Genomic DNA, 20,636 nt, shown 5'->3' with positions numbered 1-20,636 from the left:
CGAACAAAGACCCGGGCTCCCCTCGCGTACCCGCCGAACGTTCGTCGCCCGAGGAGACACCCCGGAGGGGCCCCGGACCACCCCCCACCGGGCAGGCGAACGGTGCCACCAGGGGCCAGACGCACACATCAAGCCCGTCCGGCGATTGAGGACAAAACCCCCGCCCCGGACCGGGGCACCAATCAAGCCTGTCCGGCGATTGAGGACGGAACCGCCCACCCCGTGGGCCCGAACCCGCCGCGCGCGGCAACCCCGCCCACCCAGCCCGCCCGGCGCTCGAGGACACAACCCCCGCCCCGGACCGGGGCACCGCAGCCACCCCCGCCCACCTCACCGCTTCCCCGCCCGCCGCACCAGGAACACCGCCGACGCCACCGCAGCCGACCGCACCACCACCGGCCACACCCCGCTCAGCGCGTCCCCCATCCCGTCCTCCGGGATCGGCTCGCCCCAGCGCCCGTCCATCCGCCCCCACAGCCAGACCAGGCCGCCCACCACGGCCGCTCCGGGCAGTCCCATCGCGGCCAGCTTCGCCTCCGCACGGGAGAGCGTGCGCGAGCTGTACGCAATCAGCCAGCCGCCCGCGAGCACCAGCAGGGATCCCGTCACCGCACCGGTGACCAGCAACCCGGCGGAGAGCAGCAGCAACGGGTGGGCGAACCGGAACCCCGCCCTCTCCCGTGGCGCGCGCCGCCGGATCCGCGGCCGCCACCGCCTCCGCGCACCCTCGCTCTCGCCGTCCTCAGCGGAACCGTTCCCGTCTCGCTCCGCCTCACCTTCGGCAGACGCTTCCGCTTCCTCCGCGGGCGACGGCGGTTTCAGAAGGGCCGGGATCTCCACCCCACCGGTGAACCCCGGCACCCGCACCCCGTCCCCGAACGGCCCCGGCTCGATGCGCCACCAGTCGGGTTCGCTCCCGGACGCTCCGAGCTCATCCGTCCCCGCCATGTGCGGCGGCGACGGCCCGTCCCCCCTCGAAGCAGCAGAAGCAGCAGCAGCGGAGGCCCCGGAATCCTCAGGCGCCTCACGCGCCCCGGGCACCCCACCGGCACCCGGGTCCCTCTCCGACGCGCCCTTGCGCAAAGTCTCTTTCCGGAAGGTTCCTCTCCGTGGGCGTGGGATCCCCCGCGGCTCCGGATCGCTCCGTTCCCCGTCCTTCGTCGCCTCCGGCAGCATCACGGTCCCGTCCTCCGACCTCGCCGCCGCGGCCACCAGTTCGTCCGGCGTGCCGAGCCTCCCGATGATGCGCCGCACCGCCGCCGGCGTGTCCGCGCCCTGGCTTCCGCGCTGCCGGTCGATCTCGGTACGCAGTGCCGCCACGAGCCGCATCCGGGCACCTGAGGACAGCTGTTGTTGCTGGGCCAGGTCTCCGACCCGGCTCAGATAGTCGTAGACGAGCTGGTCGCTCTCGATCCCCACGCGATGCTTCCCCTCCGGCCGCCCTGCACCGACGGTAGCGCCCTCGGGCCTGTCCGGAGCGACTACCGTGGGACGGATGGGGATGACCACACCACCGCGGACGCTCGCCGAAGCGCTGCGCGCCCGGGACGACGAGTCGTTGGCCGGGCTGCTGCGTGCCCGTCCCGACCTCCTGTCTCCCGTGCCGAGCGACATCACCCAGCTGGCGACGAGAGCCGGCACCCGTGCCTCTGTCGTGCGCGCGCTGGAGCACCTCGACCGGTTCGCCCTGCAGACCGCGGAGGCGCTCGCGGTCGCACCCGACCCGGCCTCGTACGACACTCTTCTCGCCCTCCTCACGGGCGACGGCCAGGACGACGGCGCGCAGCGCGACGACGCGGGTGCGGCAATCCGGGACGCGGCGCCCGGAGCGCTCGCGACCTTGCGTGAACAAGCCCTGGTCTGGGGCGAGGACGACCGGCTGCGGCTGGTCCGTACCGCGCGCGAACTTCTCGCACCGTCCCCGCAGCACCCCTCCCCCACCGGTCTCGGGCCGACCGTCGCCGAGGCCACGGCCGGCATGTCGCCGGGCCGGCTGCAGGAGATCCTGGCGGCGGCCGGGCTGCCCGCCACGCACGACCCGGTCTCCGCCGTGGCCGCGCTGGCCGCGCTGTTCACCGACCGGACCAGGATGGGCGAGCTGCTGGACATCGCGCCGACGGAGGCGCTCGCCGTACTGGACCGGCTGGTGTGGGGTCCGCCCTACGGGGAAGTGACCGCGAACCCGACCCCGCCCGTGAAGTGGCTGCGCGACCGCGGGTTGTTGCTGCCCGTGTCGACGCGCACCGTCGTCCTGCCGCGCGAGGCGGCGCTGCATCTGCGGGCCGGGCGCGCCCACCGCGTACCGGAGCCGCTGCCGCCCGCCGTCGTGGCGGCAGCGACCCGTGATCCACAGTCTGTGGACAGTGCGGCCGCAGGCCAGGCGCACCTGGCGGTGTCCACCGTCGAGGAACTCCTGACGAGCTGGAACAGCGGTGGCCCCGCCATGCTCCGGGCCGGCGGCCTCAGCGTCCGCGACCTGAAGCGGACCGCGTCCGTCCTCGACGTGTCCGAGCCGATCGCCGCGTTCTGGCTCGAACTCGCCTACGCGGCCGGGCTGCTGGCCTCCGACGGCGAGGCCGACGAGCGGTACGCGCCGACGCCCGCATACGACGACTGGACCGAACTCCCCGTGCAGGACCGCTGGGTGCGCCTCGCGGCCGCCTGGCTCTCCGCCACCCGCACCGCCGGTCTGGTCGGCGGCCAGGACGCCAAGGGCCGGGCCCTGTCCGCGCTCGGCCCCGAACTGGACCGCTCGGCCGCACCCGAAGTACGCCACCGCCTCCTGGCCCTGCTCGCCTCCCTGGACCCCGGCACCGCCCCGGACCCGGAGACGCTGCTCGCCCGGCTCCGCTGGGAACGGCCGCTGCGCGGCACCTCCACCTCCGCCGGGGACACCACCGACCTCCGGTCCCGGATCGCCCTGTGGACACTGAACGAGTCCGAACTCCTCGGCATCACCGGCCGCGGCGCACTCTCCTCCCAGTCCCGCGCCCTGCTCGACTCCGGGCCCGCCGAGGCGGCCGCGCTGCTCGCCCCGCTCATCCCGAAGCCTCTCGACCACGTCCTGCTGCAGGCCGACCTGACGGCCGTCGCGCCCGGCCCGCTGGAGCGCCCCCTCGCGGACACCCTGTCCGTCCTCGCGGACATCGAGTCGAAGGGCGGCGCGACCGTCTATCGGTTCACGCCCGGCTCCGTACGCCGCGCGCTGGACGCCGGACAGTCCGCGGCGGATCTGCACGCGTTTCTCGCCACGCACAGCCGCACACCGGTCCCGCAGCCGCTCAGCTATCTCATCGACGACGTCGCCCGCCGCCACGGCCATCTGCGGATCGGCGCCGCGTCCGCGTACGTACGCTGCGACGACGAGGCCGTGCTCGGCGAGATCCTCGCCGACAAACGCTCGGCCACCCTGCGACTGCGCCGCCTCGCCCCGACGGCACTGGCCGCCCAGATCGATCCGGCGTCCCTGCTCGAAGGGCTGCGCGAGATGGGGTATGCGCCCGCCGCCGAGTCCGCCGAGGGCGATGTCCTGATCACCCGCGCGGGCACCCGCCGCACCCCTCCCCGTACACCCCCCGTGCCGGTCCCCGAGGGCCCGCCGCTCCCCGACGGAACGCTGCTGGGCGCGGCGGTACGGGCGATCCGCGCCGGGGACACGGCCGCCACCGTCGTCCGCAAGGACAGCTCCCAGGACGCCGCCCCGGCCGGTTCACTGCCTCGTACGACCTCCGCGGAGACTCTCGCGACCGTCCAGGCGGCGGTCATGACGGGCTCGGCGATCTGGATCGGCTACGTCAACGCGGACGGTGCGGCCAGCCAGCGCGTCATCGCGCCGGTGCGGGTCGAGGGCGGCTTCGTGACGGCGTACGACCACACCGCGGACGAGATCCGCACGTATCCGCTGCACCGGGTCACGGGCGTAGCGGAACTGGCCGACTCCGAAGACGCCTGACGGGCCTGACGGCCTCCCCACGACAGGGAGTGGATCAGCGCGACGTCGGATGCGGTGCAGCGCAAGGCGCAGGGGTGTCCGCATAATGGAAGTATTCGGACGTTCCGACAACGCGGCGAGATGCCGTGGCTGTCGTCGTGCGCCGTCAGGGATGACGGGACAGCCCTTGGTCCAGCGAGACGAGCCACCGCCAGCGCGGCTGCTCGGTGACCACGGCCGCCGCCGCGAGCAACGTCACCGGAACGGCCGCCCACACCGGCCACAGCAGCCACGACGAGACGACGGCAGCGCCCAGCTCGGCCAGCACCATCAGGATCGTGGCCCAGCCCGGCACGGCGACGATCACACTGTTCTTGTCACCCGGGGTGGACAGAACGGCCGGCAGGCCGATCAGTACCACCAGCGACAACGCGGCGAGCAGCCACGAGTGGCCGGCCAGCACCCAGGGAGTGGTCACCCAGGCGACGAGTTCGGTGGAGAAGCGCAGCACGGACGGTATGCGGTCGTCCGGACGCGCGGAAGCGGTTGGTTCCCGGGGCGTTTCCCCGGCAGCGGCATCGGTCACGCACAGACCATGACACGTCCCGCCGCCCGCGCGGCGAGCGGATGGCCGAGCGTCCCGTCGGCCGACACCTACGCACCAGCTGCCCCGCATGCGGCACACTGGACGTTTGGCCGCACGGGCGGCCGCCCCCCGTAGAAAGGGCCGAGACGCGTGACCGGACCCCTCATCGTCCAGAGCGACAAGACGCTGCTCCTGGAAGTCGACCACGAGCAGGCCGACGCCTGCCGTCGTGCGATCGCCCCGTTCGCGGAGCTGGAGCGTGCGCCCGAGCACATCCACACCTACCGGCTGACGCCGCTCGGACTGTGGAACGCGCGCGCCGCCGGGCACGACGCCGAGCAGGTCGTCGACGCCCTCGTGCAGTACTCCCGCTACCCGGTGCCGCACGCGCTGCTCGTCGACATCGCCGAGACGATGGCCCGGTACGGCCGCCTCACGCTCTCCAAGAACCCGGTCCACGGGCTGGTCCTGACCTCCACCGACCGGCCGGTGCTGGAGGAGATCCTCCGGTCGAAGAAGGTCCAGCCGCTGGTCGGGGCGCGGATCGACCCGGACACCGTGGCGGTGCACCCGTCCGAGCGCGGGCAGATCAAGCAGACGCTGCTGAAGCTGGGCTGGCCCGCCGAGGACCTTGCCGGGTACGTGGACGGCGAGGCCCACCCGATCGAGCTGGCCGAGGACGGCTGGGCGCTGCGCCCGTACCAGAAGCAGGCTGTCGAAGGGTTCTGGCACGGCGGCTCCGGGGTGGTCGTACTGCCGTGTGGTGCGGGGAAAACACTGGTCGGGGCCGGTGCGATGGCGCAGGCCAAGGCGACCACGCTGATTCTGGTGACGAACACCGTCTCGGCCCGGCAGTGGAAGCACGAGCTGGTGAGGCGGACCTCGCTGACCGAGGACGAGATCGGCGAGTACAGCGGTGCGCGCAAGGAGATCCGGCCGGTCACCATCGCCACCTACCAGGTGCTGACGACCCGCCGTAAGGGCATCTACCCGCACCTGGAGCTGTTCGACTCCCGCGACTGGGGTCTGGTGATCTACGACGAGGTGCATCTGCTGCCCGCGCCCGTCTTCAAGTTCACCGCCGACCTGCAGGCGCGCCGACGGCTCGGTCTCACCGCGACGCTCGTCCGCGAGGACGGCCGCGAGTCGGACGTCTTCTCGCTGATCGGTCCCAAGCGGTTCGACTCTCCGTGGAAGGAGATCGAGGCGCAGGGCTACATCGCGCCCGCCGACTGTGTCGAGGTGCGGGTCAATCTGACGGACTCGGAGCGGCTGGCGTACGCGACCGCCGAGGCGCAGGAGAAGTACCGGTTCTGCGCGACGACCGCGACGAAGCAAAAGGTGACGGAGGCGCTGGTGCGCAAGCACCGGGGCGAGCAGACTCTCGTCATCGGGCAGTACATCGACCAGCTCGACGAGCTGGGTGAGCATCTGGACGCCCCGGTCATCAAGGGCGAGACGAGCAACGCACAGCGCGAGAAGCTCTTCGACGCGTTCCGTGAGGGCGAGATCAGCGTCCTCGTCGTGTCGAAGGTCGCGAACTTCTCGATCGACCTGCCGGAGGCGACCGTCGCCATTCAGGTGTCGGGCACATTCGGCTCGCGGCAGGAGGAGGCGCAGCGGCTCGGCCGGGTGCTGCGGCCGAAGGCGGACGGGCACGAGGCCCGGTTCTACTCGGTGGTCGCCCGCGACACGATCGACCAGGACTTCGCGGCGCACCGCCAGCGGTTCCTGGCCGAGCAGGGGTACGCGTACCGGATCGTGGACGCGGACGAGCTGCTGGCGAACGACTGAACCGAGCGGTCCCGCCCGGTCAGCCGCCGAGGGTCAGGAGCAGGAACAGCCCGGTGACCATCGTCGGACCCGGCAGCGCCGCGACGGTTGCGCGTACTCAGCTGCCCCGCCGTACTGAGGGGCCGTGCCGTGCTCAGTGTGCGCGGCGTGCTCGGTGGTCGTGCTGTTCCCGGTGGTCGCGGCGGAGGACGCGCGCCTCCTCCGCGTACTCGCCGAGGACGGCCACGTCGAACGCGGCGCGTGCGAAGACCTTGACGGCGCGCACGGCGTCGCCGACGTAGTGGGTGGGCGGGTGACCGGTTGCCGCGGTCGCGCCGTGCGCGGGGCCGGTGCCGTGTGGGTTCAGACCGACGGTGCTCATGTAATCCAGGGTCCTGCTCCCGTGCCGCAAAGGCATCGGCCCACGGGCACAATCCCCGTGGGCTTCGCACAGGCCTCCGGTCGCACGCGGTCCCCTACGGGGTGAACCAAGGGGTGAACGGGGGGGGCGGGGCCCGCGGCCCAATTCATTCGACCCCGCCGGTCGCGGTCGATACAATCGCCGGTCTGCCCGCCTCCCGCACCGTGGTACCGGCTCTTCGCCGGCAGCCGGGGGAGCGCCGCCGACCGGACGGAAACCGGCCGACAGCCGCACGCGCACCGGCGTGCGTATCCCGTGATCGATCCCCGAGCGGACCGCATCGCCCCCGGCACATGACCGGGTGCGTGCCGCGGCCCGCCGTCCTGCGTCACAAGCCGGAGGCAACACCGTGCCCGCGCACGAACACGAAGCCGTTACGACCACCACCGATGCGCTGGCTCGCGAGCGCGCCCATCTCGCCGCGTCCCGCGCCGCGCTGCGGGCCATGCGCGAGGACGCGCAGGCCCTCGACATCCGCGATGTCACCGCGAACTGGGTGAACGCCGTCGTCCTGCAGGCCAAGATCGACGAACGCATCAAGGCGCTCGCCGATCTGTCGCACACCCCGCTCTTCTTCGGCCGCCTCGACTATCTGCACCGGGTCGGTGCGGATCAGGCCGAGGGTGCCGAAGGAGAGCAGTTCTACATCGGGCGCCGCCACGTCCATGACGCCGACGGCGACCCGATGGTCATCGACTGGCGTGCGCCCGTCTCGCAGCCGTTCTACCGGGCTTCGAAGAAGGACCCGCAGGACGTCGGACAGCGGCGCCGTTTCGGCTACACCGGCGGCGAACTGACCGCATACGAGGACGAGCACCTCACCGACCCCACCGAGGCCGCGCAGACCAGCAAACTGCTCCAGGCGGAGATCGAGCGGCCGCGTGTGGGTCCGATGCGCGACATCGTGGCGACGATCCAGCCGGAGCAGGACGAGATCGTCCGCAGCGGGCTGGGCGGGACGGTCTGCGTCCAGGGAGGCCCCGGTACGGGTAAGACCGCCGTCGGTCTGCACCGTGTCGCCTATCTGCTGTACGCACACCGTGAGCGCCTCGCCCGCACCGGCACGCTGGTGATCGGGCCGAACCGGTCGTTCCTGCACTACATCGAGCAGGTGCTCCCGGCCCTCGGTGAGCTGGAGGTGAAGCAGGCGACCGTCGACGATCTGGTGGCGGCACATGTCGAGGTGCGGGGATCGGACGCGGCGGAGGCGGCCGTCGTCAAGGGTGACGCCCGGATGGCGGAGGTGCTGCGGCGGGCGATCCGTTCGCATGTGACGCTGCCGACGGAGCCGGTGATGGTGGTGCGCGGTTCGCGGCGGTGGCGGGTACCCGCGTACGAACTGGAGGAGATGGTCACCGAGTTGCTGGCCCGCGACATGCGGTACGGCGCGGCGCACGAGGCGCTTCCGCAGCGGATCGCGCACGCCGTTCTCGTCCGGATGGAGGAGGCCGGCGAGGCGCCCGACGACCGGGTGCAGAACGCGGTGGCCCGTACTCCGGCGGTCAAGGCGGCCGTGAAGGCGATCTGGCCCGCGGTCGATCCGGCGAAGCTGGTGCTGCGGCTGCTCTCCGACCCGGATTTCCTGGCCGCGCATGCGGACGGGCTGCTCACCGAGGACGAGCAGAAGACGATTCTGTGGATGAAGCCTGCCCGCAGCGTGAAGTCGGCGAAGTGGTCGGCGGCGGACGCGGTGCTGATCGACGAGGCGAGCGATCTGGTGGCACGTACCCACTCGCTCGGCCATGTCGTCCTCGACGAGGCGCAGGACCTGTCGCCGATGCAGTACCGGGCGGTGGGGCGGCGGTGCACGACGGGGTCGGCGACGGTGCTCGGCGACCTGGCGCAGGGGACGACGCCGTGGTCGACGGAGAGCTGGGCGCAGGCGCTGCACCACCTGGGCAAGGAGGACGCCGTGGTGGAGGAGCTGACGGCGGGCTTCCGTGTGCCGAGGGAGGTCATCGCGTACGCGTCACGGCTGCTGCCGGTGATCTCGCCGGGACTTGCGGCGGTGGAGTCGGTGCGTGAGTCGCCGGGTTCGCTGGCGGTACGGGAGGTGCCCGACGTGGCCGGACTGGACGCGGCGGTGCTCGCGGCCTGCGAGGAGTCGCTGGCGCAGGAGGGATCGATCGGGCTGATCGCGGCGGACGCGCGGATCCCGGTGCTGGCCCAGGCACTGACGGCGGCGGGTCACGCGTATCTGTCGCCGGGCGAGGAGACGACGGCCGAGTCGCGGCTGACGCTGGTCCCGGCGTCGCTGGCGAAGGGCCTGGAGTACGACTACGTCGTGCTGGACGAGCCGGCGGCGGTGGTCGACGGCGAACCGGACGAGCGCACGGGGCTGCGCCGGCTGTACGTGGCGCTGACCCGTGCGGTGTCGGGGCTGACGGTGGTGCATGCCGCGGAGCTGCCGGAGGTGCTCGGGGGCTGAGCGCCGGTTACCGGGGTCGTCCGGTGGCCGCTTTGTCCTCAATCGCCGGACAGGCTGGGAGATCAAGCTCGTCCGGCGATTGAGGACGGAACCGTTCGGCCGGATGAGCCCGGACTCACGGCCCGGGGCCACCTCGCCCCCGCTACGCGTCGAGCACCGCCCGCCACTCCCGTACCGCCGCCGTGTCCACCGGACCCGACCAGCCGTGCGGGCGCGCGGCGCCGCCGATGTGTACGGCGTCGATGCCCGCGGCCAGCAACTTGGGCAAGTGTTCGAGCCGGAGCCCGCCTCCCACCAGGATCTGCGGCTCGTACCCGGGCTCACCCTGGTGGGCCGCCTCGGCGAGCAGCGTCGGGATGCCGTCGTCGACGCCGCTCGCCGATCCCGCCGTGAGGTACGTGTCGAGACCCGGCAGGTCTGCCAGCTGTTTGCGCAGGGTGTCCCGGTCGGTGGCGCGGTCGATCGCGCGGTGGAACGTCCAGCGGCAGCCGTCCAGCGCGGCAAGGAGGCGTTCGACGGCGACCAGGTCCGGGTGGCCCTCGGCGTCCAGGAAGCCGAGGACGAATTCATCGGCACCCTCGGCCCGCAGCTCGCGCGCCCTGCGTACGAGCACGTCGATGTCGCCGGCCGCGAATCCGTCCGCCACCCTGAGCATCACGCGCAGCGGAAGGTCGACTGCGGCGCGGATCTCCGCGAAAGTCGCACAGGACGGGGTCAGGCCGTCCGACGCCATGTCGGTGACCAGCTCCAGCCGGTCTGCGCCACCCGCCTGGGCAGCGACCGCGTCCTCCGCGTCGAGAGCGATCACCTCCAGGACTGCACGGTTGCTCATGGGACCCCATTCTTCCGGCAAGCAGCTACAGGTCTAGTCCAATGGCCAGCCTACGGGCCGGCCGCGCGAAGGCGAAGCCTCGGCGCGACCGCGAAGATACGCGAGGCCGGAGCGGCATCCGGCAACCGGATGCGCATGATCCATCTCTCGAACCCGGATCCACCCTTGCACTTCATAGGGGTAGGGGGTATACCTGGATCAGGGGCGGATACCCCCTAGGGGTATCTAGCGCCGTCAACGTCTGGGAGGAAACCTTGTCCGCGCATACCGCCGCAACCGGCATCGGCACCGACACCACCGCAGAGGTCGAGCTCGCCATCGGCGGCATGACCTGCGCATCGTGTGCGGCCCGCATCGAGAAGAAGCTGAACCGGATGGACGGCGTCACCGCCACCGTCAACTACGCCACGGAGAAGGCCAAGGTCAGCTACCGGGGCGAGGACATCTCCGTACAGGACCTGATCGCCACGGTCGAGAAAACCGGATACACCGCACAGCAGCCCGCACCCCCGTCACCTGCCGGGGAAGGCGCCCCGTCAGAAGCCGAAGCGGAAGCCGATGAGCTCCGTCCGCTGCGGCAGCGGCTGCTCACCGCCGTGGCGCTCGCCGTCCCGGTGATCGCGATGGCGATGATCCCGGCGCTCCAGTTCGACTACTGGCAGTGGCTGTCGCTGACCCTGACGGCGCCGGTCGTCACGTATGCCGCCTGGCCGTTCCACCGCGCCGCCTGGACCAATGCCCGGCACGGTGCGGCGACGATGGACACGCTGATCTCGCTCGGTACGTCGGCCGCGTTCCTGTGGTCGCTGTGGGCGCTGTTCTTCGGCACGGCGGGGATGATGGGCATGACGCACCCCTTCGAGCTGACCATCGGCCGCAGTGACGGCGCCGGGAACATCTATCTGGAGGCGGCGGCCGGCGTCACCGCGTTCATCCTGGCCGGGCGCTATTTCGAGGCCCGTTCCAAGCGGAAGGCGGGCGCCGCGCTCAAGGCGCTGCTGGAGCTGGGTGCCAAGGAGGTCACCGTGATGCGGAGCGGCCGCGAGGTGACCGTCCCGACGGCGGAACTGCGAGTCGGGGACCGGTTCCTGGTCCGCCCCGGCGAGAAGATCGCCACTGACGGCACCGTCGTCGAGGGCGCCTCGGCGGTGGACGCGTCGATGCTCACCGGCGAGTCCGTGCCGGTCGAGGTCGGTGTCGGGGACTCCGTCACCGGTGCCACGCTCAACGCGGGCGGCCGGCTCGTCGTCGAGGCGACACGGATCGGCGCCGACACGCAGCTGGCGCGGATGGCGAAGCTCGTCGAGGACGCACAGAACGGCAAGGCGGCGGCGCAGCGGCTGGCCGACAGGATCTCCGCGGTGTTCGTGCCCGTGGTCATCGCGCTCGCGCTCGGCACGCTGGGGTTCTGGCTGGGTAACGGGGCTGGTCTGACGGCCGCGTTCACGGCCGCCGTCGCCGTACTGATCATCGCCTGCCCGTGCGCGCTGGGCCTCGCCACTCCGACCGCCCTCATGGTGGGGACCGGGCGCGGCGCGCAGCTCGGCATCCTGATCAAGGGCCCGGAGGTCCTGGAGACCACGCGGCGCGTCGACACGATCGTCCTGGACAAGACCGGCACGGTCACCACCGGCCGGATGACGCTGCTGGACGTCCACGTGGCGCCCGGCACCGACGCGACGCAGGTACTGCGGCTGGCGGGCGCCCTGGAGCACGCCTCCGAGCACCCGATCGCCCAGGCGGTCGCCGCCGGCGCGGTCGAGCGGACCGGCGCGGCGCTCCCCGTCCCGGAGGACTTCGCCAACGTCGCGGGGCTCGGCGTCCAGGGCGTCGTCGAGGGGCACGCGGTCCTCGTCGGCCGGGAGCAGCTGCTCGCCGAGTGGGAGATCCATCTGCCGGTGGAGCTGGCCCGGAAGAAGGCGGCCGCCGAGGCGGCGGGCCGGACGGCCGTCGCGGTCGCCTGGGACGGCGGGGCGCGGGCGGTCCTGGAGGTCGCCGACGCGGTGAAGGACACCAGCGCGGAGGCGATCGCGCGGCTGAGGTCACTGGGGCTGACGCCGATCCTCCTCACCGGGGACAACCGGGCGGTCGCGGAGTCGGTCGCGGCGGAGGTCGGGATCGGCCGGGACGACGTGTACGCCGAGGTCATGCCCGAGGACAAGGTCGACGTCGTCAAGCGGCTGCAGGCAGAGGGCCGTTCGGTCGCGATGGTCGGCGACGGCGTCAACGACGCGGCGGCGCTGGCCCAGGCGGACCTGGGGCTGGCCATGGGCACGGGCACGGACGCGGCGATCGAGGCCGGTGACCTGACGCTGGTCCGCGGGGACCTGCGGGCCGCGGCGGACGCGATCCGGCTGTCGAGGAAGACGCTGGGGACGATCCGTACGAACCTGTTCTGGGCGTTCGCGTACAACGTGGCGGCGCTGCCGCTGGCGGCGGCGGGGCTGCTGAATCCGATGATCGCGGGGGCCGCGATGGCGTTCTCGTCGGTGTTCGTGGTGGGGAACTCGTTGCGACTGCGCGGGTTCCGCGCGGCGGCCTGAGGGCTGTCCCAGACCTGAGCACCGGCCCGACGGGGCCGGTGCTCAGCCCGCGCTCACGAACCGCACCCGGGTTCCCGGCACCGCCTGGGCCGCTCCCGCGAGTGCGGTCTCGTGCACGACCCCGACGACCGGGTAGCCCCCGGTCGTCGGATGGTCGTTGAGGAACACCACCGGGCGGCCGTCCGGCGGCACCTGAACGGCGCCGAGCACCATCCCCTCACTGGGCAGTTCGCCCTCGTGGGCGCGCGCCAGGGCCGGGCCCTCGGTGCGCAGACCGATCCGGTTGCTGTGCGGCGAGACCCGGTACGTCGCCGTGGTGAGCGTGCGCAGCGCCTCATCCGTGAACCAGGTGTGGCGGGGGCCGAGGCGTACGGGGAGGACGAGTTCGGCGGGCGCGGCCGGCCAGGGCACGGCGTCGGGGGCCGCGGGCCTCGACGGCCCGGGTCCCAGCGGCAGTACGTCCCCGTCGCGCAGCGGGGCCGGGCCGAGCCCCGAGAGCAGGTCCGCTGACCTGCTGCCCAGCACCGGTTCCGGCAGCAGGCCACCCCCGAACGCCAGATAGCTGCGCAGCCCCTGCACCGCGGGGCCGGCGTCGAGCACCGCGCCCGCCGGTATGTGCACCGGTGTCCCCCAGGCCACGGGCCGCCCGTCGACCGTGACCCGGCAGGACGCACCGCCGACGACGGCGACCACCGGGCGGTCCGGGCCCGCCTGCCGCTCGCCGTGGACGACGGGGGGAATCTACTCTCGTGCGTATGACGGACGACAGCGCGCACGAGAGCGGATCCTCCCCCGACGCCGCGGACGCGCTCCGGGCCCGCTGGAGCGACGCCCTGGTCGCCGTGCGGGAGGGCGCGACCGGCCCCGATCCGCTGCCGTACGCCGACAACCTGCTCGCCCGCTGGGCCGAACCGCAGCGCCGCTACCACACCACCGCCCATCTGACGGCGGTCCTCGACCGCATCGACACCCTCGCCGGTCACGCCGCCGACCCGGACGCGGTCCGCCTCGCCGCCTGGTTCCACGACGCGGTGTACCGCCCGGACCGGTCCGAGAACGAGGAGCGCAGCGCCGCCCTCGCCGAGCGTGCCCTGCCCGAGGCCGGTGTCCCGGACGCCGTCACCGCCGAGGTCGCCCGGTTGGTCCGGCTCACCGTCACCCACGATCCGGCGGACGGCGACACCAACGGCGAGGTGCTGTGCGATGCGGACCTGGCCATCCTGGCGGCCGCCCCCAAGGAGTACGCGGCGTACGCGGCGCAGGTACGGGACGAGTACGGCTTCGTCCCCGACGAAGCCTTCCGGAGCGGGCGTGCGGCCGTGCTGCGGCAGCTGCTCGGACTGCCGCGGCTGTTCCGTACGCCGCACGGGTTCGCCGAGTGGGAGCCGCGGGCCCGGCAGAACCTGCTGACGGAGCTGGGACTGCTCACCCGTTGAGACGGCCGACGGGATATCCCGATACGGGAATGCAACGCCCGTCGTCGCTGTTGGCAGCTGTCATGCCCGACTCTGCCGCTCGCCGCTCACGCATGCCACTTGCCGTCTACATTCTGGGCCTCTCGGTCTTCGCCCTCGGCACCAGCGAGTTCATGCTCTCAGGGCTGCTGCCACCGATCGCCGACGACATGAACGTGTCCATCCCCCGGGCCGGGCTCCTCATATCCGCCTTCGCCATCGGCATGGTGATCGGCGCGCCCCTGCTGGCCGTGGCCACGCTCCGGCTGCCGCGCCGCACCACCCTCATCGCACTGATCTCGGTCTTCGGCCTCGGACAGGTCGCGGGTGCGCTCGCTCCGACGTACGAGGTGCTCTTCGCCTCCCGCGTGGTGAGCGCCTTCGCGTGCGCGGGGTTCTGGGCGGTGGGGGCGGCGGTCGCCATCGCGATGGTGCCGGTGAACGCGCGGGCCAGAGCGATGGCCGTGATGATCGGCGGACTGTCGATCGCGAACGTCCTCGGCGTACCGCTGGGGGCGTTCCTCGGTGAGAACCTCGGCTGGCGGTCGGCGTTCTGGGCGGTCGGCGCGGCGTCCGCCGTGGCGCTCGTCGGTGTCGCGACGCTCATCCCCCGCATCCCGCTCCCCGAGGAGAGGCCGCAGCTCAAGCGGGAGATGTCCATCTACCGTGACCGGCAGGTGTGGCTGTCGATCGTGATCACGGCGCTCGCGGCGGGCGGGGTCTTCTGCGCGTTCAGCTATCTGGCGCCGTTGCTGACGGATGTCGCCGGGCTGGATTCGGGCTGGGTTCCGACGGTTCTCGCACTGTTCGGGATCGGGGCGCTGGTCGGTACAACGATCGGCGGCCGGGTCGCGGACGCGCACCTCTTCGGGGTGCTGATGAGCGGTATCGCGGCCTCGACGGTCTTCCTGGTCGCGCTGGCGCTGTTCGCCTCGAACCAGGTCGCCGTGGTCGGGCTCGCATTCCTGCTGGGCCTGTCGGCGTTCTACACGGCCCCGGCGCTGAACGCCCGGATGTTCAACATCGCGGGCGCGGCCCCGACCCTGGCGGGCGCGACGACGACCGCCGCGTTCAACCTCGGCAACACGGGCGGCCCCTGGCTGGGCGGCACCGTGATCGACGCGGACTTCGGCTTCGAGGCGACGGCCTGGGCGGGCGCGGCGATGACGGTCCTGGCGCTGGCCGCCGTGGTGTTCTCGCTGCGGCTGCACGGCGGGGGCAGGTCGCGCCGGGTGACCGGGTCGCCCGCCGTGACGTCGTCGCCGACGCCCGTCGACGTGGAAGCGGGAAGCTCCTCCGCCGTCTGAGCGGTCGTTCAGCCGCCGGGCGCCCGGCCGGGTGCCGGGCGTCCCTTGGGGCGCCGCAGTCCCGCCTCCGTGAGCCGGCGGACGAGCTCCTTCGAACCGATCTCGACGGCCCCGGCCCGCACCGCGTCCGCGTACCGCGTTTCCGGTACGTCGTAGTGGTCCCGCTCGAACGCCTGCGGCAGGCAGCCGATGGCGGCGGCGAACGCGTGCAGTTCGCCGAAGGACACGTCGCTGACCAGATGCGACCAGAGTCGGCCGTGGCCCGGCCAGTCGGGCGGGTCGATATAGACCGTCACCGGCCGAGCACTCCGCTCAGCGCGCCCACGCGCGCCACCATCACGGTCGCCTTGGTGCAGACCCAGCGCGGGTCCGGGCCCAGCTCCGGTTCGACATCAAGGGCGTGCGGGTCGCCCGCGTCGCACACGGGGCAGAGCGGCCAGCGGCCGTACCGCTCCAGCAGCGCGTCCTGGACGTCCTGGGCGACAAGGCCGACGAGGTATTCCACGCCGTCCGGCCATTGCTCGACCCACCAGCGCCGGTGCGTCACCGCGTCCTCGACGAGCGAGACGATCTCGGCCTCGGCGACACCGCCTGCGGCGAGATCGGCCATGACCAGGGCGCGGGCGGTGTGCAGCGCCTGCTCCAGGCGGTTCAGCTCCATGGAGCCATTGTCACCCGAGTGCGACCAGGTCCTGCGTCCAGTCACCCGTCCCGGCCTCCGTTCCGTCAGAGGTCGGGACCAAAGGGGGTTGACGGGCCACGGGGTTGAAAATACCTTTCAAAGGTGACCAATGACCTGAAGGAAAGTTTCAGCGGTGATGCGCCGCCCGCTCCGGCCGCACTCGCGGCCAAGGTGCGGACGCTCGCGCCGTCCATGACGCGCTCCATGCAGCGGGTCGCCGAGGCCGTAGCCGGTGACCCGGCCGGCTGCGCCGCCCTGACGGTCACCGGTCTCGCCGAGCTCACCGGCACCAGCGAGGCGACCGTGGTCCGCACGGCCCGCCTCCTCGGCTACCCCGGCTACCGGGATCTGCGCCTCGCCCTCGCCGGGCTCGCCGCCCACCAGCAGTCCGGCCGCGCCCCCTCCGTCACAGCGGACATAGCCGTCGACGACCCGATCGCCGACGTGGTCGCCAAGCTCGCCTTCGACGAGCAGCAGACCCTCGCGGACACAGCCGCCGGACTCGACACGGTGCAGCTCGGCGCCGCCGTCGCCGCCGCGTCGACCGCCCGCCGGATCGACATCTACGGCGTCGGCGCCTCCTCTCTCGTCGCCCAGGATCTGGGGCAGAAGCTGCTCCGTATCGGACTGATCGCGCACGCGCACATGGACCCGCACCTGGCGGTCACCAACGCCGTGCAGCTCCGTTCCGGCGATGTGGCGATCGCGATCACCCACTCCGGTTCCACCGGTGACGTGATCGAGCCGCTCCGGGTGGCATTCGACCGGGGCGCGACGACGATCGCGATCACCGGCCGCCCCGACGGCCCGGTGACGCAGTACGCGGACCACGTGCTGACCACGTCCACCGCCCGCGAGAGCGAGCTGCGCCCCGCCGCCATGTCGAGCCGGACGAGCCAGCTCCTCGTCGTGGACTGCCTGTTCATAGGGGTTGCCCAGCGGACGTACGAGACGGCGGCCCCGGCGCTCGCCGCCTCGTACGAGGCACTGGCCCACCGCCACACCCCCCGCACCCGCTGACACCACCAGCAGCCGCCACCCCCACCCGCACTCGCTGAACCGCGCGAGCCACGAGATCGAGAAAGCAGAGCCTCTCTCCATGACCTCCACCACCGGCGCCAACGCCGCGACGCCCGATCAGCCCTCCGAGTACGGGGAGTTGCGCGCCGAGCTCGCCACCCTCACCACCGAGGCGTTCCGGCCCGAGCTCGCCGAGATCGACCGGCTGGCCACGCTGGAGATCGCCCGGATCATGAACGGCGAGGACCAGTCCGTTCCCTCCGCCGTCGCCGCCCGGCTGCCCGAGATCGCCGCCGCGATCGACGGGGTCGCCGCGCGCATGGCCCGCGGTGGCCGGCTGATCTACGCGGGCGCGGGCACCGCGGGCCGGCTCGGCGTCCTGGACGCCAGCGAGTGCCCGCCCACGTTCAACACCGACCCGTCCGAGGTGGTCGGTCTGATCGCGGGCGGCCCGCCCGCGATGGTCACGGCCGTCGAGGGCGCCGAGGACAGCAAGGAGCTGGCCGCCGCCGACCTCGACGGACTGGATCTCACCCCGGACGACACGGTGGTCGGCATCTCCGCCTCCGGCCGTACGCCGTACGCGATCGGGGCCGTCGAGCACGCCCGCGCCAAGGGGGCGCTGACCATCGGCCTGTCCTGCAACGCGGACTCGGCGCTCGGCGCCGCGGCCGACCACCCCATCGAGGTCGTCGTCGGCCCGGAACTCCTCACCGGCTCGACCCGCCTGAAGGCCGGTACGGCACAGAAGCTCGTCCTCAACATGCTGTCGACGATCACGATGATCCGGCTCGGCAAGACGTACGGAAACCTCATGGTCGACGTCCGCGCCTCCAACGAGAAGCTGCGCGCCCGCTCCCGCCGGATCGTCTCTCTCGCCACCGGCGCCTCCGACGCAGAGATCGAAGCCGCGCTCGCCGCCACCGACGGCGAGGTGAAGAACGCGATCCTCGCCATCCTCGGCCAGGTCGACGGCCCGACCGCCGCCACGCTCCTGTCCGGGTCCGACGGCCACCTCCGCGCCGCCCTCGCGGCCGCACGGCGCAGTACCTGACCCCATCCGGGGCACCGCTCCGCACCCCCGGTCACGGCGACCGGCACCCCGGCCGCCCCGACCACGGACCCGGCGCAGGAACCGGCCCGCGCCCGACCTCGTAACGCAACAGAGGGCGGCACCCGCACCGGGTGCCGCCCTCAGCTGTGCCCGGTCACACCGGAAAGTCCCCCGTGGGAAGCGTCGTGCCGAACGGCTCGGGAAGCGTGAGCGGCTTCCCGAACGGCACGGGGTCGGAGTGCTTGTACGTCCCGTCCTCGTTCGGCTCCGTGAACAGCGTGGCCATCGCGCCACGCGTGTCGAACCGGTCGATCAGCAGGTACAGCGGCACGCCCGCGCGCGCGTAGGCGCGGTACTTCTTCGTCCGGTCCTCCCGGGCATTGCCCTTCGACGTGATCTCGACGATGAGGAGGGCTTCGGAGGCGTTCATCGGATCGCTGGATTCCGGATCGGCTGCCACGATCAGCTCCGACGGCATGACCACCAGGTCGGGAACGTAGAGCTTGTCCAACGGGGCAACGTGTACGCCCAGGGTCTGGTAGATGCCCAGTTCATCGGGGAGGCCCCGATACAGGCGCCGCTGCACCATCTCGGCGATGCCGTTGTGGTGCGCATGAGGCGGTGGTACCAAGACGATCTGCCCTTCGTCGATCTCGGCGCGCCACCCCTCGGGCACGTCCAGTTCACGCCATGTCTGCAGCAGGTATTCCCACGGGCGGCCCTCAGCGGGCCGGTCGTTCTCGACCATCGCGGCAGTCATCGCGGGTCCCTTCTCCTGTGGCCTGACGAGGAGCGTAGATCGACGGTTCTGCGGCGGTTCGCCGCTTCCCTCAGCGTCCCACGATCGCGTGAGGAGCGCACCGACCTCGCCGTCTCCCGGAGCACCAATCCTGACTTGATGCATGTGCCCGACCGAGGGGCGGCGCCCCGGCCGGGGTGCCGCCCTTCACGCGTCTCATGGCAGCCGCCCCTCCCGGTTGACCTCCCTGACCCGGGCCCGCAGCACCTCCCCGGGCGGCGCCGGCCGCACGGACTCCGGCGGGCAGTCCCACTCCGCCCCGCCGCCCGGCGGCCGCAGCTGTACGTACGGTCCGACGCACCCCATCACGCGCCCCACCCGCCCGTCGCGGGAATCCACCGCGTACGACCCGGGTTCCGGCACACACGGCTCAAGCCCCTCACCCGTCATGTCCGGTCTCCCTGTTGCCCGTCCGCGCCCAGCACCGCACTCAGCCGCAGCGCCGTATCGATGGTGCACCGTCCGAGGTCCACCAACGGCGCGGGCTCGTTCCCCGCGCATGACACCGGATCGGCCCGCAGTGACGGCAGCACGAGCCCCACGTCTTTCAGCCCTTGCCTCAGCTTCTCCACCGCGTCCTCCGCCTCCCGCACTCTTCCGGCAGCAACCCGTCGTCGCTCTGCATGGGTCATCCTGCACACCTTCCACGCTCCGTAACCGCAATACCCACCCAGCGTGTCCAACGCGCGGCTAACCTGGAAGGGGCGCAGAACCAACAACTGCACCTGTGTCACAGGGAGTTGTCATGCCGGGGCCCAAGAAGCTCGATCCGTCCTCCTCTCCGCGCGCCCTCCTCGGCGCCGAACTCCGCCACCGCAGAGAGAAATCCGGACTCTCCCAGGAGGAACTGGGTCTCCCGCTCTTCGTCAGCGGTTCCTTCATCGGTCAACTGGAGTCCGGCACGCGCCGGATGCAGGTGGACCAGGCCCAGAAGCTCGACGAGATTCTGGACGCGGACGGATTCTTCGTCCGGAACTGCGTCGCCCTGAAGAAGTCGAAGTACCCGGATCACTTCGCGGAGGCGGCGGAGGCGGAAGCCGTCGCGAAGACCATCAAGGAGTACGCACCGCAGCTGATTCCCGGTCTGCTGCAGACGGAGGCGTATGCGCGAGCGGTGTTCCGAGGCGGGCTGCCAACGGCGACGGAGAACGTGATCGACGGCCTGACCACGGTGAGGCTGGATCGCGCACAGTTGCTGTCCGATCCAACAACGCCATTGGTTTGGGCAGTTCTGGATGAGGCGGTGCTACGTCGGCAGGTAGGCGGCCCGGCAGTGATGGCAGAGGCGCTCCGTCACATCCTGAAGTTGGCCCGAGAACACCGGATCATCGTGCAAGTACTGCCGTACAGCGCAGGCGGACATGCTGCAATGGCAGGCAGTCTCAAGCTGATGGCGTTCTCGGATGCGCCTCCCCTTGCCTACCTTGAAAGCCTCAGTTCGGGCCAACTCCTGGACGATCCAGCCACCGTCACCGAATACGAGCTGCCCTACGATCTCCTAGTGGCCAGCGCATTGTCACCGGAAGCGTCCCTGGCCTTGATCGAGTCCGTGGCGGAGGATCACCTTCATGAAGATCAGTAGTTCTGACTACGACCTGACCACGGCGACCTGGCACAAGTCGTCGTACAGCGACGCAAGCGGCGGCAACTGCCTCGAAGTCGCCGACGGGCACCCCGGTGTCGTCCCCGTCCGTGACTCCAAGGTTCCGGACGGTCCGGCGCTCGTGTTCCGTACGGCGGTGTGGTCGTCCTTCGTCGCGAACCTCAAGCGCGTCCAGGCGTAAAGGCTGCGGCGCGACCTTGCCG

The 20,636-nt window shown here is 71.9% G+C and carries 19 protein-coding genes and 1 pseudogene; 10 read left to right on the top strand and 10 right to left on the bottom strand.

Annotation, left to right across the window (positions count from 1 at the left end; translation table 11 throughout):
* Positions 1-330: 330 nt before the first annotated feature.
* Complete coding sequence (locus ACIBB8_RS28960) at positions 331-1,419, bottom strand: hypothetical protein (protein WP_398957022.1); 1,089 nt, start codon at positions 1,417-1,419, stop codon at positions 331-333.
* 76 nt (positions 1,420-1,495) lie between these two features.
* Between ACIBB8_RS28960 and ACIBB8_RS28955 the strand changes: the two genes are divergently transcribed.
* Positions 1,496-3,952: a helicase C-terminal domain-containing protein gene (locus ACIBB8_RS28955; RefSeq protein ID WP_398957020.1), complete on the top strand. Its 2,457-nt coding sequence runs from the start codon at positions 1,496-1,498 to the stop codon at positions 3,950-3,952.
* A 145-nt stretch (positions 3,953-4,097) separates the two neighbouring features.
* On the opposite strand, the gene ACIBB8_RS28950 is transcribed toward ACIBB8_RS28955, so the two are convergent.
* Positions 4,098-4,517 (bottom strand): hypothetical protein, encoded by a 420-nt coding sequence (locus ACIBB8_RS28950; protein WP_398957018.1) that lies wholly within the window; start codon positions 4,515-4,517, stop codon positions 4,098-4,100.
* Positions 4,518-4,667: 150 nt separating this feature from the next.
* On the opposite strand from ACIBB8_RS28950, the gene ACIBB8_RS28945 reads away from it, so the two are divergent.
* Complete coding sequence (locus ACIBB8_RS28945; RefSeq protein WP_398957016.1) at positions 4,668-6,311, top strand: DNA repair helicase XPB; 1,644 nt, start codon at positions 4,668-4,670, stop codon at positions 6,309-6,311.
* A gap of 133 nt (positions 6,312-6,444) precedes the next feature.
* Here ACIBB8_RS28945 and ACIBB8_RS28940 read toward each other — a convergent pair whose 3' ends face one another.
* The gene (locus ACIBB8_RS28940; RefSeq protein WP_398957014.1) at positions 6,445-6,672 is read right to left on the bottom strand and encodes a hypothetical protein; all 228 of its coding nucleotides are present in this window, start codon (positions 6,670-6,672) and stop codon (positions 6,445-6,447) included.
* A gap of 388 nt (positions 6,673-7,060) precedes the next feature.
* Here ACIBB8_RS28940 and ACIBB8_RS28935 point away from each other — a divergent pair, with 388 nt between their 5' ends.
* Entirely contained in the window at positions 7,061-9,139 is a 2,079-nt protein-coding gene (locus ACIBB8_RS28935) for a HelD family protein (RefSeq protein ID WP_398957011.1), read from the top strand.
* A 142-nt stretch (positions 9,140-9,281) separates the two neighbouring features.
* On the opposite strand, the gene ACIBB8_RS28930 is transcribed toward ACIBB8_RS28935, so the two are convergent.
* Positions 9,282-9,971 (bottom strand): copper homeostasis protein CutC, encoded by a 690-nt coding sequence (locus ACIBB8_RS28930; RefSeq protein WP_398957010.1) that lies wholly within the window; start codon positions 9,969-9,971, stop codon positions 9,282-9,284.
* A gap of 254 nt (positions 9,972-10,225) precedes the next feature.
* On the opposite strand from ACIBB8_RS28930, the gene ACIBB8_RS28925 reads away from it, so the two are divergent.
* On the top strand, positions 10,226-12,514 hold the full coding sequence (locus ACIBB8_RS28925) for a heavy metal translocating P-type ATPase (RefSeq protein WP_398957008.1): 2,289 nt from the start codon (positions 10,226-10,228) through the stop codon (positions 12,512-12,514).
* A gap of 42 nt (positions 12,515-12,556) precedes the next feature.
* Here ACIBB8_RS28925 and ACIBB8_RS28920 read toward each other — a convergent pair.
* Positions 12,557-13,219, bottom strand: a pseudogene (locus ACIBB8_RS28920) (biotin-dependent carboxyltransferase family protein); the annotation flags it as partial.
* Positions 13,220-13,269: 50 nt separating this feature from the next.
* Here ACIBB8_RS28920 and ACIBB8_RS28915 point away from each other — a divergent pair.
* Entirely contained in the window at positions 13,270-13,950 is a 681-nt protein-coding gene (locus ACIBB8_RS28915; RefSeq protein WP_398957006.1) for a hypothetical protein, read from the top strand.
* Positions 13,951-14,042: 92 nt separating this feature from the next.
* Complete coding sequence (locus ACIBB8_RS28910; RefSeq protein WP_398957033.1) at positions 14,043-15,275, top strand: Cmx/CmrA family chloramphenicol efflux MFS transporter; 1,233 nt, start codon at positions 14,043-14,045, stop codon at positions 15,273-15,275.
* A gap of 8 nt (positions 15,276-15,283) precedes the next feature.
* Here ACIBB8_RS28910 and ACIBB8_RS28905 read toward each other — a convergent pair whose 3' ends face one another.
* Both ACIBB8_RS28905 and ACIBB8_RS28900 read right to left on the bottom strand, forming a co-directional pair.
* Positions 15,284-15,571, bottom strand: a complete 288-nt coding sequence (locus tag ACIBB8_RS28905; protein ID WP_398957004.1) for a DUF4031 domain-containing protein — start codon at positions 15,569-15,571, stop codon at positions 15,284-15,286.
* Positions 15,568-15,936, bottom strand: a complete 369-nt coding sequence (locus tag ACIBB8_RS28900; RefSeq protein ID WP_398957002.1) for a hypothetical protein — start codon at positions 15,934-15,936, stop codon at positions 15,568-15,570. The genes ACIBB8_RS28905 and ACIBB8_RS28900 overlap by 4 nt, the downstream gene beginning before the upstream one ends.
* A 123-nt stretch (positions 15,937-16,059) precedes the next feature.
* On the opposite strand from ACIBB8_RS28900, the gene ACIBB8_RS28895 reads away from it, so the two are divergent.
* Together ACIBB8_RS28895 and murQ are read left to right on the top strand one after the other, a co-directional pair.
* The gene (locus tag ACIBB8_RS28895) at positions 16,060-16,977 is read left to right on the top strand and encodes a MurR/RpiR family transcriptional regulator (protein WP_266983028.1); all 918 of its coding nucleotides are present in this window, start codon (positions 16,060-16,062) and stop codon (positions 16,975-16,977) included.
* A 79-nt stretch (positions 16,978-17,056) separates the two neighbouring features.
* Entirely contained in the window at positions 17,057-18,031 is a 975-nt protein-coding gene (murQ, locus tag ACIBB8_RS28890; RefSeq protein WP_398957000.1) for an N-acetylmuramic acid 6-phosphate etherase, read from the top strand.
* 154 nt (positions 18,032-18,185) lie between these two features.
* Here murQ and ACIBB8_RS28885 read toward each other — a convergent pair whose 3' ends face one another.
* The 3 genes from ACIBB8_RS28885 to ACIBB8_RS28875 all read right to left on the bottom strand — a co-directional run bounded on the left by ACIBB8_RS28885 (position 18,186) and on the right by ACIBB8_RS28875 (position 19,462).
* Entirely contained in the window at positions 18,186-18,791 is a 606-nt protein-coding gene (locus ACIBB8_RS28885; RefSeq protein ID WP_398956998.1) for a Uma2 family endonuclease, read from the bottom strand.
* A gap of 195 nt (positions 18,792-18,986) precedes the next feature.
* Positions 18,987-19,220, bottom strand: coding sequence for a hypothetical protein (locus tag ACIBB8_RS28880; RefSeq protein ID WP_398956996.1), 234 nt, complete (start codon positions 19,218-19,220; stop codon positions 18,987-18,989).
* Positions 19,217-19,462 (bottom strand): hypothetical protein, encoded by a 246-nt coding sequence (locus tag ACIBB8_RS28875; RefSeq protein WP_398956994.1) that lies wholly within the window; start codon positions 19,460-19,462, stop codon positions 19,217-19,219. Before ACIBB8_RS28875 ends, ACIBB8_RS28880 begins: the two co-directional genes overlap by 4 nt.
* Before the next feature lie 113 nt (positions 19,463-19,575).
* On the opposite strand from ACIBB8_RS28875, the gene ACIBB8_RS28870 reads away from it, so the two are divergent.
* Positions 19,576-20,412, top strand: coding sequence for a Scr1 family TA system antitoxin-like transcriptional regulator (locus ACIBB8_RS28870; protein WP_398956992.1), 837 nt, complete (start codon positions 19,576-19,578; stop codon positions 20,410-20,412).
* Positions 20,399-20,614 (top strand): DUF397 domain-containing protein, encoded by a 216-nt coding sequence (locus ACIBB8_RS28865; protein ID WP_398956990.1) that lies wholly within the window; start codon positions 20,399-20,401, stop codon positions 20,612-20,614. The genes ACIBB8_RS28870 and ACIBB8_RS28865 overlap by 14 nt, the downstream gene beginning before the upstream one ends.
* Positions 20,615-20,636 lie beyond the last annotated feature (22 nt).

Source organism: Streptomyces sp. NPDC051286 (assembly GCF_044455345.1).
Lineage (GTDB): Bacteria > Actinomycetota > Actinomycetes > Streptomycetales > Streptomycetaceae > Streptomyces.
The sequence above is the reverse complement of the archived record's forward strand: the minus strand, read 5'-3'. Positions and strand labels throughout refer to the sequence as shown.

Coding starts and splice junctions, on each gene's coding strand:
- ACIBB8_RS28955 (WP_398957020.1), top strand. CDS start 1,496: ATGGGGATGACCACACCACCGCGGACGCTCGCCGAAGCGCTGCGCGCC.
- ACIBB8_RS28940 (WP_398957014.1), bottom strand. CDS start 6,672: ATGAGCACCGTCGGTCTGAACCCACACGGCACCGGCCCCGCGCACGGC.
- ACIBB8_RS28930 (WP_398957010.1), bottom strand. CDS start 9,971: ATGAGCAACCGTGCAGTCCTGGAGGTGATCGCTCTCGACGCGGAGGAC.
- ACIBB8_RS28915 (WP_398957006.1), top strand. CDS start 13,270: ATGACGGACGACAGCGCGCACGAGAGCGGATCCTCCCCCGACGCCGCG.
- ACIBB8_RS28910 (WP_398957033.1), top strand. CDS start 14,043: ATGCCACTTGCCGTCTACATTCTGGGCCTCTCGGTCTTCGCCCTCGGC.
- ACIBB8_RS28900 (WP_398957002.1), bottom strand. CDS start 15,936: ATGGAGCTGAACCGCCTGGAGCAGGCGCTGCACACCGCCCGCGCCCTG.
- murQ (WP_398957000.1), top strand. CDS start 17,057: ATGACCTCCACCACCGGCGCCAACGCCGCGACGCCCGATCAGCCCTCC.
- ACIBB8_RS28885 (WP_398956998.1), bottom strand. CDS start 18,791: ATGACTGCCGCGATGGTCGAGAACGACCGGCCCGCTGAGGGCCGCCCG.
- ACIBB8_RS28880 (WP_398956996.1), bottom strand. CDS start 19,220: ATGACGGGTGAGGGGCTTGAGCCGTGTGTGCCGGAACCCGGGTCGTAC.
- ACIBB8_RS28875 (WP_398956994.1), bottom strand. CDS start 19,462: ATGACCCATGCAGAGCGACGACGGGTTGCTGCCGGAAGAGTGCGGGAG.
- ACIBB8_RS28870 (WP_398956992.1), top strand. CDS start 19,576: ATGCCGGGGCCCAAGAAGCTCGATCCGTCCTCCTCTCCGCGCGCCCTC.
- ACIBB8_RS28865 (WP_398956990.1), top strand. CDS start 20,399: ATGAAGATCAGTAGTTCTGACTACGACCTGACCACGGCGACCTGGCAC.